Genomic DNA, 14,433 nt, shown 5'->3' on the forward strand with positions numbered 1-14,433 from the left:
CGAAACCTACATAACTCTTTGTTTACCAAGGAGTTTTCCGTTTCGACTGCGCCGGAAGTGGGGCGAATTATAGACTTCCAGAATCTGCCGTCAACACCTTTTTTCACAATACTGTCATATCGGTCAAAAAAGCCCTGAAAAGCAAAGGCCGGCCCCAAGGGGCCGGCCTTCTACTTACCGAACCTACAAGCTAGGAAAGGCAAACTGCGACGCCTCATGACTGGCCCGTTGCGGCCAGCGCTGGGTAATCGCCTTGCGACGCGTATAGAACCGCACCCCATCCGGCCCATAGGCATGCAAGTCGCCAAACAGCGAGCGCTTCCAGCCACCAAAGCTGTGATAAGCCACCGGCACCGGCAACGGCACGTTGACGCCAACCATACCCACTTCAATCTCGTCACAGAACAACCGCGCCGCCTCACCGTCACGGGTGAAGATACAGGTGCCGTTGCCGTACTCGTGATCGTTGATCAACTGCATGGCCGCTTCCAGGCTGTTCACCCGAACCACACACAGCACCGGCCCGAAGATCTCTTCTTTATAGATGCGCATCTGCGGGGTCACGCGGTCGAACAAACTGCCCCCCAGGAAGAAGCCATCTTCATTACCGGCAATACTCAGGCCACGACCATCGACGACCAACTCAGCACCCGAAGAAACGCCGTCCTCTATATAGCCACTGACTTTATCGCGCGCCTGGCCAGTGACCAGCGGCCCCATGTCCAATCCACACGTGGTGCCCGCACCAATCTTCAGCGCCTTGATCTGCGGCACCAGCTTGGCGACCAATGCGTCAGCCACCTGGTCGCCGACACACACGGCAACAGAGATCGCCATGCAACGCTCACCGCAAGAACCATACGCCGCGCCCATCAAGGCACTGACAGCGTTATCGAGATCCGCATCCGGCATCAGCACCGCATGGTTCTTCGCCCCGCCCAACGCCTGTACACGCTTGCCGCGCTTGGTGGCTTCGGAATAGATGTACTCGGCGATCGGCGTCGAGCCGACAAAGCTCAACGCCTTGACTTCCGGCGCTTCGATCAACGCATCCACCGCCCCTTTATCGCCATGCACCACACTCAGCACGCCTTTAGGCAAGCCAGCTTCCTGCAACAGTTGTGCAATCAGCAGCGTCGAGCTTGGATCACGCTCCGACGGCTTGAGGATGAAGCAGTTACCGCAGACGATCGCCAGCGGATACATCCACAACGGCACCATCGCCGGGAAGTTGAACGGCGTAATACCGGCCACCACACCCAACGGCTGGAAGTCAGACCAGGCATCGATATTCGGGCCAACGTTACGGCTGTACTCGCCCTTGAGGATTTCCGGCGCCGAGCACGCGTACTCCACGTTCTCGATCCCGCGCTTGAGTTCACCAGCCGCATCTTCCAGGGTCTTGCCATGCTCTTCGCTGATCAGCTGGGAGATACGCGCTTCGTTCTGCTCAAGCAATTGCTTGAAACGAAACATCACCTGGGCACGCTTGGCCGGTGGCGTGTTACGCCAGGCCGGGAAAGCTGCCTTGGCCGAATCGATGGCGCTTTGAATGGTTTCACGGCTGGCCAACGGCACCTGGTGAATCACCTGGCCAGTCGACGGGTTGTACACGTCGGCAGTGCGACCGTTTTCGGTGACCAATTGGCCGTTGATCAAATGCTGGATGAGGCTCATGCAGGGCTCCTGAAAAGTTGTTCTATATAGAAGGAGGAATCAGTCGATCTTGTTCAGCACTTCGCCGACCGCATCGAACAAGCGATCCAGGTCCTGCGGCTTGCTGTTGAAGGTTGGGCCGAACTGCAGGGTGTCGCCGCCAAAGCGCACGTAGAAGCCGGCTTTCCACAAGGCCATGCCCGCTTCGAACGGACGCACGATGGCATCACCATCACGCGGGGCAATCTGGATCGCACCGGCCAGGCCATAGTTACGAATGTCGATCACGTTCTTGCTGCCCTTCAGACCGTGCAGCGCATTCTCGAAATGCGGTGCGACTTCGGCCACGCTCTGCACCAGGTTTTCCTTCTGCAGCAGGTCGAGTGCCGCCAAGCCAGCCGCGCAGGCAACCGGGTGGGCCGAGTAGGTGTAGCCGTGCGGGAATTCCACCGCGTACTCAGGCGTCGCCTGATTCATGAACGTCTGATAAATCTCGGTGCTGGCAATCACCGCGCCCATCGGGATCGCGCCGTTGGTGACTTGCTTGGCAATGCACATCAGGTCCGGGGTCACACCGAAGCTGTCAGCACCAAACATCGAACCGGTACGACCGAAGCCGGTGATCACTTCATCGAACACCAACAGGATGTTGTGCTGATCGCAGATCTCACGCAGACGCTTCAGGTAACCCTGCGGCGGAACCAGCACGCCGGCAGAGCCCGCCATCGGTTCAACAAACACCGCAGCGATGTTCGACGCATCGTGCAACTCGATCAGCTTGAGCAGCTCGTCCGCCAAGGCAATCCCGCCCAGCTCCGGCATGCCACGGGAGAACGCATTGCTCGCCAGCAGGGTGTGAGGCAGATGGTCAACATCCATCAGCCCCTGACCAAAAATCTTACGGTTACCGTTCACGCCGCCCAGGCTGGTACCGGCGATGTTCACGCCGTGATAACCACGGGCACGGCCGATCATCTTGGTCTTGGTCGCCTGGCCTTTCAGGCGCCAGTACGCACGCACCATCTTCACCGCGGTATCGGCGCACTCGGAGCCGGAGTCGGTGAAGAACACATGGTTCAGGTTACCCGGGGTCAGGTCGGTAATCTTTTCTGCCAGCTGGAACGACAACGGATGACCGTATTGGAAGCCCGGCGAGTAGTCCAACGTACCCAACTGCTTGGAGACCGCTTCCTGGATTTCCTTGCGAGTGTGCCCGGCGCCGCAGGTCCACAGACCCGACAGCGAGTCATACACCTTGCGCCCCTTGTCATCGGTCAACCAGCTGCCTTCGGCCGCCACGATCAGGCGCGGGTCACGATGAAAGTTGCGGTTGGCGGTGTACGGCATCCAGTGCGCGTCCAGCTTCAATTGGCTGGCCAGGGTGGACGGAGCGTTTTCGGGCATGTTCATGAGCAAAACCTCGCAAGGCAAAAGGCAGCGTCGGGATTGAAAAGCGTTGTTGCAGCTAAATTGCCACGGGGATAAAGTCGGTGAAATCCAACTCTTCTAACCTTCAGTCAGGCCTTCACTAAACTATGAGTAGCCGTCGACCCGACCCTCTGGCCCAAGTCAGCGACTTCGATATCCGCCTGTTGCGCATCTTTCGCAGTGTGGTGGAGTGCGGTGGCTTCTCGGCGGCGGAAACCGTACTGGGGATTGGCCGCTCGGCCATCAGCCAGCAGATGAGCGATCTTGAACAGCGCCTTGGCCTGCGCCTGTGCCAACGCGGGCGGGCGGGGTTTTCCCTGACCGAGGAAGGACGCGAGGTTTACCAGTCGGCACTACAACTGCTCAGCGCCCTGGAAAGTTTTCGCACCGAGGTCAACGGCCTGCACCAACACTTGCGCGGCGAGCTGATCATCGGCCTGACCGACAACCTGGTCACCCTGCCCCACATGCGCATCACCCACGCCCTGGCACAGTTGAAGGAACGCGGCCCGGATGTACAGATCCAGATCCGCATGATCGCCCCCAATGAAGTCGAACAAGGGGTGCTCGACGGCCGCCTGCATGTCGGCGTAGTCCCCCAGGCCAGCGCCTTGTCGGGACTTGAATACCAGCCGCTGTACAGCGAACGCTCGCTGCTCTATTGCGCAGTGGGCCACCCGCTGTTTTACGCCGACGACAAGCAACTGGACGACGACCGCGTCAATAGCCAGGACGCCATCGCCCCGACCTTCCGCCTGCCCGCGGATATCCAGGCGCACTACCAGGCACTCAATTGCACCGCCAGCGCCTCGGACCGCGAGGGCATGGCCTTCCTGATCCTGACCGGCCGCTACATCGGCTACCTGCCCGACCACTACGCCAGCCTGTGGGTACAACAAGGCCGACTGCGCGCGCTGAAACCGGCTACACGTTTTTACGATTTGAGCCTCGCTTCGGTCACGCGCAAGGGCCGTCGCCCTCATTTGGTGCTGGAAAGCTTCCTCGAAAGCCTGGCCGCAACGCGCTAACACGGGCCTTACAGAAAAACCTGAGCAACTGGACAGCTTTTTGCAAGACAAGGGGATCTCGAACCGTCAGCCATGAGTTCCCCGCCATGCCGCCAGAATCCAACACCCCCAGCGACCTGATCTACGGCCTCAACGATAGGCCCAAACCTTTGCCTGCATTGCTTGCCGCGTTGCAGCATGTGTTGGCTGCCTTCGTCGGCATCATCACCCCGCCGCTGATCATCGGCTCTACCCTGGGCCTGACCGCCCACCTGCCCTACCTGATCAGCATGGCATTGATGGTTTCCGGTGTGGGCACCTTCATCCAGGCGCGCAGGCCGTTTGGCATTGGCGCCGGGATGATCTGCCTGCAGGGCACCAGCTTCGCGTTTCTCGGCGCCGTATTGTCGGCCGGGTTTCTGGTCAAGCAACGCGGCGGCAGCCCGGAAGACATCCTGGCGATGATTTTCGGTATCTGCTTCTTCGGCGCCGCAGTGCAGGTCGTGTTGAGCCGTTTCATCGGTCAGCTCAAAAGGGTAATCACGCCGCTGGTGACCGGCATCGTCATCACACTGATCGGCATCAGCCTGATCAAGGTCGGCATCACTGACCTTGGAGGCGGCTTCAATGCCCCGGACTTCGGCGCGCCAACCAACCTGGCACTCGGCCTGTTCGTGGTACTGACCATCATCCTGCTGAACCGCTCGAACACGCCATGGGTACGGCTCTCCGCCATTATCATCGGCCTCGCACTGGGCAGCCTCGCCGCCTGGTTCAGCGGCAAGTTGGTGCCCCAAGCCTTGCCTGATTTGCCATTGATCAGCCTGCCTACACCGTTCCACTTCGGTTTCAACTTCGATTGGAGCGCTTTCCTGCCGGTAGCACTGATTTATCTGATCAGCACCATCGAAACCGTCGGCGACCTCACTGCCAATTGCATGATCGCCCGCCAGCCCATCAGCGGCCCTTCCTATATAAGCCGACTCAAGGGTGGCGTACTGGGAGATGGCATCAGTTGCATGATCGCCGCCACCTTCAGTGCCTTTCCCAACACCACATTCGCCCAGAACAACGGCGTGATCCAGCTGACCGGCGTGGCCAGCCGTTACGTCGGCTTGTACATCGGCGCGGTACTGTTTTGCCTCGGGCTGTTTCCGTTGATTGGTGCGGTGCTGCAGCAAATCCCCAAGCCGGTGCTGGGCGGCGCAACCCTGGTGATGTTCGGCAGCGTAGCGGCGGCCGGCGTGCGCATTCTCGCCCAGGCCCCGCTGGATCGGCGCAGCATGCTGATCATCGCCACCTCGTTCGGCGTCGGCCTGGGGATCGCGGCGCAACCGAACCTGCTGCACCTGATGCCAACCCTGGTGCAGAACCTGTTCGACTCGGCCATCACCAGCGGCGGCCTGACCGCCATCGTATTGTGCCTGCTGCTACCTGAAGCCAAGGCTCCCGTGGATGCCGCAAACCGGCCCCTGGAAAGCGACACTCTGGAGCCGCTTTAAGGGTTTTATCGTATCGGGACTTGTCTGGGGCTTGAGGGTGGGTTATCTGTGCACACGTCGCCTTCATCGATCTGCACGGAAACCTCCATGAGCCTCGAAGTTCCTGCCCACAGCAACCACGCCGGAAAACCTGCAAGCCGCATTCGCCAAAAGAACGAACAAGCGATTTTGCAGGCCGCCGAAGACGAGTTCGCCCGTCATGGCTACAAAGGCACCAGCATGAACACTATCGCGGCGAGTGCCGGGTTGCCGAAAGCCAACTTGCACTACTACTTCACCAACAAGCTGGGCCTGTACATCGCGGTGCTCAGCAACATCCTCGAATTGTGGGACAGCACCTTCAACACCCTGACCGCCGAGGATGACCCGGCGGCCGCCCTGACCCGCTATATCCGCACCAAGATGGAATTTTCCCGGCGCCAGCCACAAGCCTCGCGGATCTTCGCGATGGAGATCATCAGCGGCGGTGAGTGCCTGACCGAATATTTCAGCCAGGACTACCGCGCCTGGTTCAGCGGCCGTGCGGCGGTATTCCAGGCCTGGATCGACGCCGGCAAGATGGACCCTATCGACCCGGTGCACCTGATCTTCCTGCTGTGGGGCAGCACCCAGCATTACGCCGACTTTGCCACCCAGATCTGCCGCGTGACCGGGCGCACCAAGCTGACCAAGCAGGACATGGAAGACGCCGGCACCAACCTTATCCACATCATTCTCAAAGGCTGTGGCATCAAGCCGGCCCTCTAAACGAAGTTACCCATGCCTTTCACGCTTACCGGCCTTTGCGAGTTTCGCGAAGAAATTCGCAAAAGCCGCTTCATTACCCTCGCCGCCCCGATCAGCAGCCCCCAGGACGCCCAGGCCTTCATCGACCAGCACAGCGACCTGAACGCCACGCACAACTGCTGGGCCTGGAAACTCGGCGATCAATACCGCAGCAACGACGATGGCGAACCCGGCGGCACGGCCGGGCGCCCGATCCTGGCCGCGATCGAAGCGCAGGATTGCGACCAGGTCGTGGTGCTGGTGATCCGCTGGTACGGCGGCATCCAACTGGGCACCGGCGGCCTGGCCCGCGCCTATGGCGGCGGCGCGAACAAATGCCTGCAAGCCGCCGAACGCGTCGAGCTGATCAAACGGGTGCCGCTGAGCTGCTCCTGTGGTTTTGCCGAGCTGCAGTTGGTGAAGCTGCGAGTGGCCGAACTGGGTGGGCTGGTGATGGAAGAAACCTTCACCGCCAATGGCGTCGACCTGCAGCTGGCCCTCGGCGAGGCACATATCGACACCCTGCAAGCGCAGCTCGCCGACCTGAGTCGCGGGCGCATTCTGCTGGAGCGCTGAAACTGCCCACATCTACTGTGCACCTGCCTGTGGATAACCTGAGCACACTCGCCTGTAACCCTTCTGTCACAAGGGTTTCAGGCGGTTGTACAGTTTTTGTTCAAGGCACTGCACGAAAGTATTAATCCAGCTCAAAAACAGTCGGTTAGGCGGGTTATGTCCTTTAGAACAAAGGGCCACAGCGCTTATATCCACCGGTCACGCTTGCGCACAATTACTGTGGAGCAACCTGTGGATAACCCGTGCAAGAGTGACCCCGCAGCAGAGCCTGCAACGTTCCGGCACAACTGAGCATTTTTTGATCAACTTGCTACTCGGCGCACCGGTATCAACTGAGCCACCGCCCACAGCACTTCAAACACCACGACAATCACCAATACAGTACTGGCACCATGGGCCAGCGCGTAAATCTGCCAGGTGGCAAACAGCACTCGGCCGGCGGCGTCGTAGCGGCCAAAGATCGCTTGTGGGTCGCGGATTCGCAGCACCGACCACACGCAGACAATCGAGCCCATCAGGTTCGCCATCAACATATGCACAGGCGCGAACGGCGGCAGCTCGCCGGGCAGGTTCAACGCCACCAGGGCGTTATGCAGCAGGACAAACGTCCAGGGTGTGACCAGTGCGGCGGTGACGATCAGGTCGTACCAACCGCTGGCCCGAACCAGTCGACGGTATTGGTGTGCGGTCCACATAGCCGTAAGCTCCTTAAATTCAAGAAGCCAGCAGGCTAAAGCCTGGAGTATGCTCCAGGGTCAAGCCCCCTTGAGCCCTCTACATGCGTATCGGCGAATTAGCCCAGGCCAGCCAGGTCAGTCGCGACACCCTGCGTTTCTACGAGCAACGCGGGCTGATTGCCGCGCAACGCAGTGCCAACGGTTACCGTGACTACCCCGCCGACATGGTGCAACTGGTGCTGTACATCAAGACCGCCCAGCGCCTGGGCTTCAGCCTGGGTGAAATCGGCAACAGCGTCGGCGCATTATGGCAAGCTCCAGACCCCGACAGCGCCGTGACCCAGCTCCTGCAAGACAAGCTCCACCTGATCGAAACCCGCATCGCCGAACTCGACCAACTGCGCCAAGAGTTGCAGCAAAGGCTCGGCCAGCGTTGTCCACTGAACCCGTGAACCTCCACCGTCAAAGGAAGCCATTCATGTCCACTTCAAAAACCGCACTGATTATCGGCGCCTCCCGGGGCCTGGGCCTTGGCCTGGCCAAGCAACTGCTGGCGGACGGCTGGGAGGTGACCGCCACCGTGCGCGACCCGCAAAAGGCCGATGCCTTGAAGGCCTTGGGCGAGGTGCAAATCGAAAAGCTCGACATGGATGACCAGCAGGCGGTAATCGCCCTCAGCCAGCGTCTCAAGGAAAAAACCTTCGACCTGCTGTTCGTCAATGCCGGTGTCAAAGGCCCGGCCAACCAGGAACCGGGCCACGCCACCCTGGCTGAAGTCGGCCAACTGTTTTTCACCAACGCCGTGGCGCCGATCAACCTGGCCCAGCGTTTTGTCGGGCAGATCCGCCCAGGCACCGGCGTGCTGGCCTTCATGAGTTCGATCCTGGGCAGTGTGACCATTCCCGACGGCTCGGACCTGGCGCTGTACAAGGCCAGCAAGGCCGCCCTCAACTCCATGACCAACAGCTTCGTCACCCAATTGGGCGATCAGAAACTGACCGTGCTGTCGTTGCACCCGGGCTGGGTGAAAACCGACATGGGTGGCGAAAACGCCCACATCGACGTGCCCACCAGCGTGCGCGGCCTGGTTGACCAGGTGAATGCCTACACCGGCAAGGGCGGCCATCACTTTGTGGACTACAAGGGCGACACCATCGCCTGGTAAAAAAACCGGGATCGTTATCGGCCGATTGCCGTCGATAACGATCCACACGTAAACTGCGCACCTCGCCCTCCCCGGCGACCCTGGATCAGCAGACAGGGCAACACTGAGCTGGCAAACCTGAACCCATCATTCAGAGGAGCCGGCCAATGCCTGCGACCCGTATCTGGTTAAAAAACCCCCTCGCGATTTTCACTGCCAATGGCCTCGACGCCCGTGGCGGCCTGGTGCTGCAAGACGGTGTGATCACCGAAGTGCTGGGCTGGGGCCAAGAACCCTCCGTGCCCTGTAGACAAGTATTCGATGCCCGCGAGCATGTCGTCCTTCCTGGACTCATCAACACCCATCATCACTTTTATCAAACCCTGACCCGCGCCTGGGCGCCGGTGGTCAACCAGCCGCTGTTTCCCTGGCTGAAAACCCTGTATCCGGTCTGGGCCCGACTCACCCCGGAAAAACTCGCGCTGGCGAGCAAAGTGGCCCTGGCCGAACTGCTGCTCTCGGGCTGCACCACGGCGGCAGACCACCACTACCTGTTCCCGGACGGCCTGGAACAGGCGATCGACGTGCAGGTCGACAGCGTGCGCGAACTGGGAATGCGCGCCATGCTCACCCGCGGCTCCATGAGCCTGGGCGAGGCCGACGGCGGGCTGCCACCGCAACAAACCGTGCAGCAAGGCGAAGTGATTCTGGAAGACAGCCGCCGCCTGATCCGCCAGTACCACGAGCGCGGTGACGGCGCACAAATCCAGATCGCCCTGGCGCCCTGCTCGCCGTTTTCCGTCACCCCGGAAATCATGGAAGCCAGCGCCGAGCTGGCCAACAACCTCGACGTGCGCCTGCATACCCACCTGGCGGAAACCCTCGACGAAGAAGACTTCTGCCTGCAGCGTTTCGGCCTGCGCACCGTGGATTACCTCGACAGCGTCGGCTGGCTAGGCCCGCGCACGTGGCTGGCCCACGGAATTCACTTCAACCCTGAGGAAATCGCACGCCTCGGAGCTGCCGGTACCGGCATCTGCCATTGCCCGAGCTCGAACATGCGCCTGGCTTCCGGGATATGCCCAACGCTGGACCTGCTGGCCGCCGGCGCACCGATTGGCCTGGGGGTGGACGGTTCGGCGTCCAATGATGCGTCGAACATGATCCTCGAAACGCGCCAGGCCCTGTACATCCAGCGCCTGCGTTACGGGGCAGAGAAGATCACCCCGGAACGGGTGTTGGGTTGGGCGACAAAAGGTTCGGCGCAGTTACTCGGTCGCAGCGACATCGGCGAACTGGCCGTAGGCAAACAGGCCGACCTGGCGTTGTTCAAGCTCGATGAACTGCGCTTCTCCGGCAGCCATGACCCGATCTCGGCGCTGCTGCTGTGTGGCGCCGACCGAGCGGACCGGGTGATGGTCGGCGGCAAATGGCGGGTGATCGACGGGCAGGTCGAAGGATTGGACCTGAAAGGCTTGATTGCCGATCACAGCCAGGCGGCGCGGGAACTGATCAACCGGACTTAACTGAAGAAACACTTTTCAAATGTGGGAGCGGGCTTGCTCGCGAATGCGTTGGGTCAGTCAACATATCTGGCGACTGACACTCCGTATTCGCGAGCAAGCCCGCTCCCACACAAGCCCGGTTTCCACAATTATTTCTGCGGTGTTTTCAGGATTGGTTACAGTCCAAGCAGCGACAGCATGATAAACGTCGCAAACAACACAAAATGGGTCATCCCTTCGATGGCGTTGGTTTCGCCATCGTTGAGGTTGATCGCACTGACAATCAGCGTGATAAACACCATCACGGTCTGCACCGGCGTCATCGCCATCTGAAACGGCTGGCCGGTGTACAAGGCCATGGCTTCCATCACCGGCACGGTCAAAATCACCGTCGACAGTGAAGCCCCCAGCGCGATGTTCACCACCGACTGCATGCGGTTGGCCAGCGCTGCGCGCAACGCGGTCAAAATCTCCGGGGCGGCGGAAATCGCGGCCACGATGATCGCCGTGATCACAGGTGGGGCACCCGTTCCTTCCAGGCCCAGGTCGAGGGTCTTGGACATCACCTCGGCCAACGCGCCAATCACGATCACGCCAAACACCAACGTCCCGATGGAAAACGCCAGGTTGATCGGCGGCGACTCTTCTTCCGGCTGTTTCTTGCGGCGTTTTTCCGGGTAGCTGTAGCTGAAGAAATAACTGTGGGGCCCCACCTGCATCCGCAGGAACAACGTGTAGAGCACTACCATCGCGCCGATGGTGAAGGCCGAGTAAATTTTCCAGTCGGCCTCGGGGATAAATTCCGGCACCACCATCGACACACCCATGGCGGTAAGGATCATCACACTATAGGTCCGCGCCGAATCGTCGTTGTAGGACTGTTCGCCATGCTTGATCCCGCCCATCAGTGCAGCCAGGCCGAGGATGCCGTTGATATCGAGCATCACCGCCGAATAAATGGTGTCGCGCACCAGGGTCGGCGAGGGCTCGTTGCTCATCATGATCGCCAGGATCACTACTTCCACCAGCACGGCGGCGAGGGTCAGGATCATGGTGCCGTAGGGGTCGCCGACCTTTTCCGCCAGTTGCTCGGCGTGATGGGCCACGCGCATCGAGGCCACGACGATAAAGCCGATCAGCGCTATGCCAGCCAACAGCGCCACCATCTGCCCGCTGTGCAGCATCCAGTGCTCCAGCGGGTAGGCAGCGATGGCGGCAATCAGCGCCAGCAGCATGAATTTTTCTTGCTTGATAGATGTGAGCATTGCAGGCCTTTTGAACGCGGCGAATCCGTCATTGATGGGGTACAGACTGCACCGCGCCGCTAACGTTTCGTTACACCTTAGTTCATGCACTGCTTGCACGGTGCCTGTGGATGCTCACCGCTTGGTCAGGTTTTGCCGATTATTTCGGCGTGCGCCTGTAGAATGCCGCCATTGCACCTGATGAGAATTTATAAATGTACGATTGGCTCAACGCCCTGCCCAAGGCTGAATTGCACCTGCACCTGGAAGGCTCGCTGGAGCCTGAGCTGCTGTTCGCCCTGGCCGAACGCAACAAGATCGCGCTGCCGTGGAACGACGTCGAAACCCTGCGCAAGGCCTACGCCTTCAACAACCTGCAAGAGTTTCTCGACCTCTACTACAAGGGCGCCGATGTACTGCGCACCTCCCAGGATTTCTACGACCTGACCTGGGCCTACCTGCTGCGCTGCAAGGCGCAGAACGTGATCCACACCGAACCGTTCTTCGACCCGCAGACCCACACCGACCGCGGCGTACCGTTCGAAGTGGTGCTCAACGGCATTGCCGCCGCCTTGAAAGACGGCGAGCAACAACTGGGCATCACCAGCGGTTTGATCTTGAGCTTCCTGCGCCACTTGAGCGAAGAAGAGGCCGAAAAAACCCTCGACCAGGCACTGCCCTTCCGTGATGCGTTTGTTGCCGTGGGCCTGGACAGCTCGGAAATGGGCCACCCACCGAGCAAGTTCCAGCGCGTGTTTGATCGTGCCCGTCACGAAGGTTTCCTGACCGTCGCCCACGCCGGTGAAGAAGGCCCGCCGGAGTACATCTGGGAAGCCATCGACCTGCTGAAGATCCAGCGTATCGACCATGGCGTACGCGCCATTGAAGACGAGCGCCTGATGCAGCGGATCATCGACGAACAGATCCCGCTGACGGTGTGCCCGTTGTCCAACACCAAGCTCTGCGTGTTCGACGACATGTCCCAGCACAACATCCTCGACATGCTTGAGCGTGGGGTGAAAGTGACGGTGAACTCGGACGATCCGGCGTACTTCGGCGGTTATGTCACCGAGAACTTCCATGCGCTGTACACGTCGCTGGGCATGACCCAGGACCAGGCCAAACGCCTGGCGCAAAACAGCCTGGATGCACGGTTGGTCAAGCCTTAATCAGCGACCGGTCTGGCGAGCCGGGCAATTTCCAGTTGCCCGGCTTCACTGACCTGCAACGCCTGGGACTCATTGATCACGCTGACCCAGTTCGACTGCAGGCACAACTGCAACAACGCGGCCCCCAACGCACCGCCCAGGTGTGGCTGCTGTTCGCTCCAATCAAAACAATCGCACACGATCGGCTGAGCCAGTGCCTGGGTAAAAATCCCCAGCGCTGCGAGTTTGCGCGCACCTGACGGCGTCACGTCCGTACGCTGTTCCGCGCGCTCGATCCACCCGGCCGCCATCATCCGTTGATACAAACCCGCTGCCAGCTCGCCCCCCAGGTGACCATGGCACAGCCGCGCTCGCCGTAAAGCCGCAGGCGCAGTCAATGACCGCGAATGAATGGGCGTGCTGCGGGCGACGCTGGCCATCGTGGTGCAGGCCAATGCATCCACGGCGGCCGCCACATCGGCGGCGGCCACCCGGAAAAAGCGTTTGCCGCTGCGGGCTTCGACACGCAACAGGCCACCGGCCGTCAATCGCGTCAGATGCGCATTCGCCGAGGCCGATGACAGCCCGGCAAGTGCCGCCAACTCATCGGAGGGTTTGGCCGAGCCGTCCATCAATGCCCACACCATCGCGGTGCGTTTCGGGTCGGCCAGCAAGGTGGCGATCTGACTGATGCAAGGTGCCTGTTCCATGTGCTCATTCACTCCCTGTTGAATCATTTGTCTGCTGCGTCTGGCGGAAAAGTATAAGCGTGAAAACGCCGGGTTCCGTGCCGTCTTACAGCGCAACCAAGGACAGAAGCTGAAGGAAATTTCCCGATATCCCCGGGGTTATGGTGTAGAGGCTGATCGCTCCGGCAATTGCGCAGTCAATGTCGCACAACGGGCAACGAGCATTTCCCGCAGAAGATTGATCGGCTTGCTCAGTTGCGCGCGATGGGCACACAACAGATTGAGCGGCGTACGTTCGCCCCGCAGCTCCGGCAGGATCAGCCGCAGGCGCCCCGCCAGCACATCGGAGCTGACATCCAGCCAGGACTTGTAGGCGATACCCACCCCCGCCACCGCCCAGCGTCGCACCACATCGGCATCATCACTGAAGCGGTCACCGGTCACCGTCAGGCCGACATCACGCTTGCCATCGTTAAACCCCCAATGGTCATGCACCCGGCTGCCGAGCATGTACAGCAGGCAATTGTGCTGGGTCAGTTGCTCCAGGTGGCGCGGCTCGCCGTGCCGCGCCAGATAGCTGGGAGCAGCACAGAGCACGCGGCAGTTGTCCGGGGCGATGGGCAACGCGATCAGGCTGGAGTCTTCGGGTTCGCCGTAGCGCAGGGCGATGTCCACCGGCTGGCGGAACAGGTCGGCAATCCGGTCGCCCAACAACAGGCGTACGCTCAGGTCGGGGTATTCGCGCTGGAACTCATCGAGCCAGGGCAACAACTGGTTACGGCCAAAGTCCGACGGCGCCGAGAGTTGCAGCACCCCGCTGACCTGATCCTGGCCGCTGGCCAACAACCGCCGGCCTTCATCCAGGCTGCTCAAGGCGGCCCGGGCGTACTCCAGGAAGCCTTCGCCCTCGGCCGTCAGGCGCAGGCTGCGGGTGGAACGCGCCAACAACCGTGCGCCCAACTGCTGCTCGATGCGCTTCAACGCCGCGCTGGCCACCGCCGCCGACATGTCCATCACCCGTGCTGCCGCCGAAAGGCTGCCCAGGTCTGCCGCACGCACAAACAACTGCAAGTCATCAAAACGCAGCACGCC

General features: G+C 60.7%; 14 protein-coding genes. 8 read left to right on the forward strand and 6 right to left on the reverse strand.

The window, feature by feature from the left end:
- Window positions 1-183 precede the first annotated feature (183 nt).
- Window positions 184-1,677 carry a CoA-acylating methylmalonate-semialdehyde dehydrogenase gene (locus ACIOMR_RS22365; RefSeq protein ID WP_003211182.1) on the reverse strand — a complete coding sequence of 498 codons (1,494 nt, stop codon included), beginning with the start codon at window positions 1,675-1,677 and terminating at the stop codon, window positions 184-186.
- A 39-nt stretch (window positions 1,678-1,716) separates the two neighbouring features.
- Window positions 1,717-3,066 carry an aspartate aminotransferase family protein gene (locus tag ACIOMR_RS22370; protein WP_008430786.1) on the reverse strand — a complete coding sequence of 450 codons (1,350 nt, stop codon included), beginning with the start codon at window positions 3,064-3,066 and terminating at the stop codon, window positions 1,717-1,719.
- Window positions 3,067-3,191: 125 nt separating this feature from the next.
- Between ACIOMR_RS22370 and ACIOMR_RS22375 the strand changes: the two genes are divergently transcribed.
- From ACIOMR_RS22375 to ACIOMR_RS22390, 4 genes are all read left to right on the forward strand, one after another.
- Window positions 3,192-4,112: a LysR family transcriptional regulator gene (locus tag ACIOMR_RS22375; protein WP_087693467.1), complete on the forward strand. Its 921-nt coding sequence runs from the start codon at window positions 3,192-3,194 to the stop codon at window positions 4,110-4,112.
- Window positions 4,113-4,198: 86 nt separating this feature from the next.
- Window positions 4,199-5,593, forward strand: a complete 1,395-nt coding sequence (locus ACIOMR_RS22380; protein WP_401196431.1) for a uracil-xanthine permease family protein — start codon at window positions 4,199-4,201, stop codon at window positions 5,591-5,593.
- A gap of 87 nt (window positions 5,594-5,680) precedes the next feature.
- Complete coding sequence (locus ACIOMR_RS22385) at window positions 5,681-6,340, forward strand: TetR/AcrR family transcriptional regulator (protein WP_003211175.1); 660 nt, start codon at window positions 5,681-5,683, stop codon at window positions 6,338-6,340.
- Window positions 6,341-6,352: 12 nt separating this feature from the next.
- Window positions 6,353-6,934, forward strand: a complete 582-nt coding sequence (locus tag ACIOMR_RS22390) for a YigZ family protein (protein WP_102368022.1) — start codon at window positions 6,353-6,355, stop codon at window positions 6,932-6,934.
- Window positions 6,935-7,236: 302 nt separating this feature from the next.
- Here ACIOMR_RS22390 and ACIOMR_RS22395 read toward each other — a convergent pair whose 3' ends face one another.
- Window positions 7,237-7,629 (reverse strand): hypothetical protein, encoded by a 393-nt coding sequence (locus ACIOMR_RS22395; RefSeq protein ID WP_003211172.1) that lies wholly within the window; start codon window positions 7,627-7,629, stop codon window positions 7,237-7,239.
- An 83-nt stretch (window positions 7,630-7,712) separates the two neighbouring features.
- Here ACIOMR_RS22395 and ACIOMR_RS22400 point away from each other — a divergent pair, with 83 nt between their 5' ends.
- From ACIOMR_RS22400 to ACIOMR_RS22410, 3 genes are all read left to right on the forward strand, one after another.
- On the forward strand, window positions 7,713-8,063 hold the full coding sequence (locus ACIOMR_RS22400) for a MerR family transcriptional regulator (protein ID WP_102368021.1): 351 nt from the start codon (window positions 7,713-7,715) through the stop codon (window positions 8,061-8,063).
- A 26-nt stretch (window positions 8,064-8,089) separates the two neighbouring features.
- Window positions 8,090-8,776 carry an SDR family oxidoreductase gene (locus ACIOMR_RS22405; protein ID WP_003211169.1) on the forward strand — a complete coding sequence of 229 codons (687 nt, stop codon included), beginning with the start codon at window positions 8,090-8,092 and terminating at the stop codon, window positions 8,774-8,776.
- 146 nt (window positions 8,777-8,922) lie between these two features.
- Complete coding sequence (locus tag ACIOMR_RS22410; RefSeq protein WP_214499691.1) at window positions 8,923-10,281, forward strand: 8-oxoguanine deaminase; 1,359 nt, start codon at window positions 8,923-8,925, stop codon at window positions 10,279-10,281.
- Between the two features lie 155 nt (window positions 10,282-10,436).
- Here the strand turns inward: ACIOMR_RS22410 and ACIOMR_RS22415 are convergent, their stop codons facing one another.
- Complete coding sequence (locus tag ACIOMR_RS22415; protein ID WP_003211166.1) at window positions 10,437-11,525, reverse strand: calcium:proton antiporter; 1,089 nt, start codon at window positions 11,523-11,525, stop codon at window positions 10,437-10,439.
- Window positions 11,526-11,719: 194 nt separating this feature from the next.
- Here ACIOMR_RS22415 and ACIOMR_RS22420 point away from each other — a divergent pair, with 194 nt between their 5' ends.
- A complete protein-coding gene (locus ACIOMR_RS22420; protein ID WP_008430770.1) occupies window positions 11,720-12,673 on the forward strand; it encodes an adenosine deaminase in 954 nt (317 codons plus the stop codon).
- On the opposite strand, the gene ACIOMR_RS22425 is transcribed toward ACIOMR_RS22420, so the two are convergent.
- Entirely contained in the window at window positions 12,670-13,362 is a 693-nt protein-coding gene (locus ACIOMR_RS22425; protein ID WP_134325675.1) for a helix-turn-helix transcriptional regulator, read from the reverse strand. The genes ACIOMR_RS22420 and ACIOMR_RS22425 overlap by 4 nt on opposite strands.
- A 138-nt stretch (window positions 13,363-13,500) precedes the next feature.
- Window positions 13,501-14,430, reverse strand: coding sequence for a LysR family transcriptional regulator (locus ACIOMR_RS22430; protein ID WP_087693475.1), 930 nt, complete (start codon window positions 14,428-14,430; stop codon window positions 13,501-13,503).
- Window positions 14,431-14,433: the final 3 nt, after the last annotated feature.

It is taken from the genome of Pseudomonas sp. NPDC087814 (assembly GCF_044742865.1).
Taxonomy (GTDB): Bacteria; Pseudomonadota; Gammaproteobacteria; order Pseudomonadales; family Pseudomonadaceae; genus Aquipseudomonas.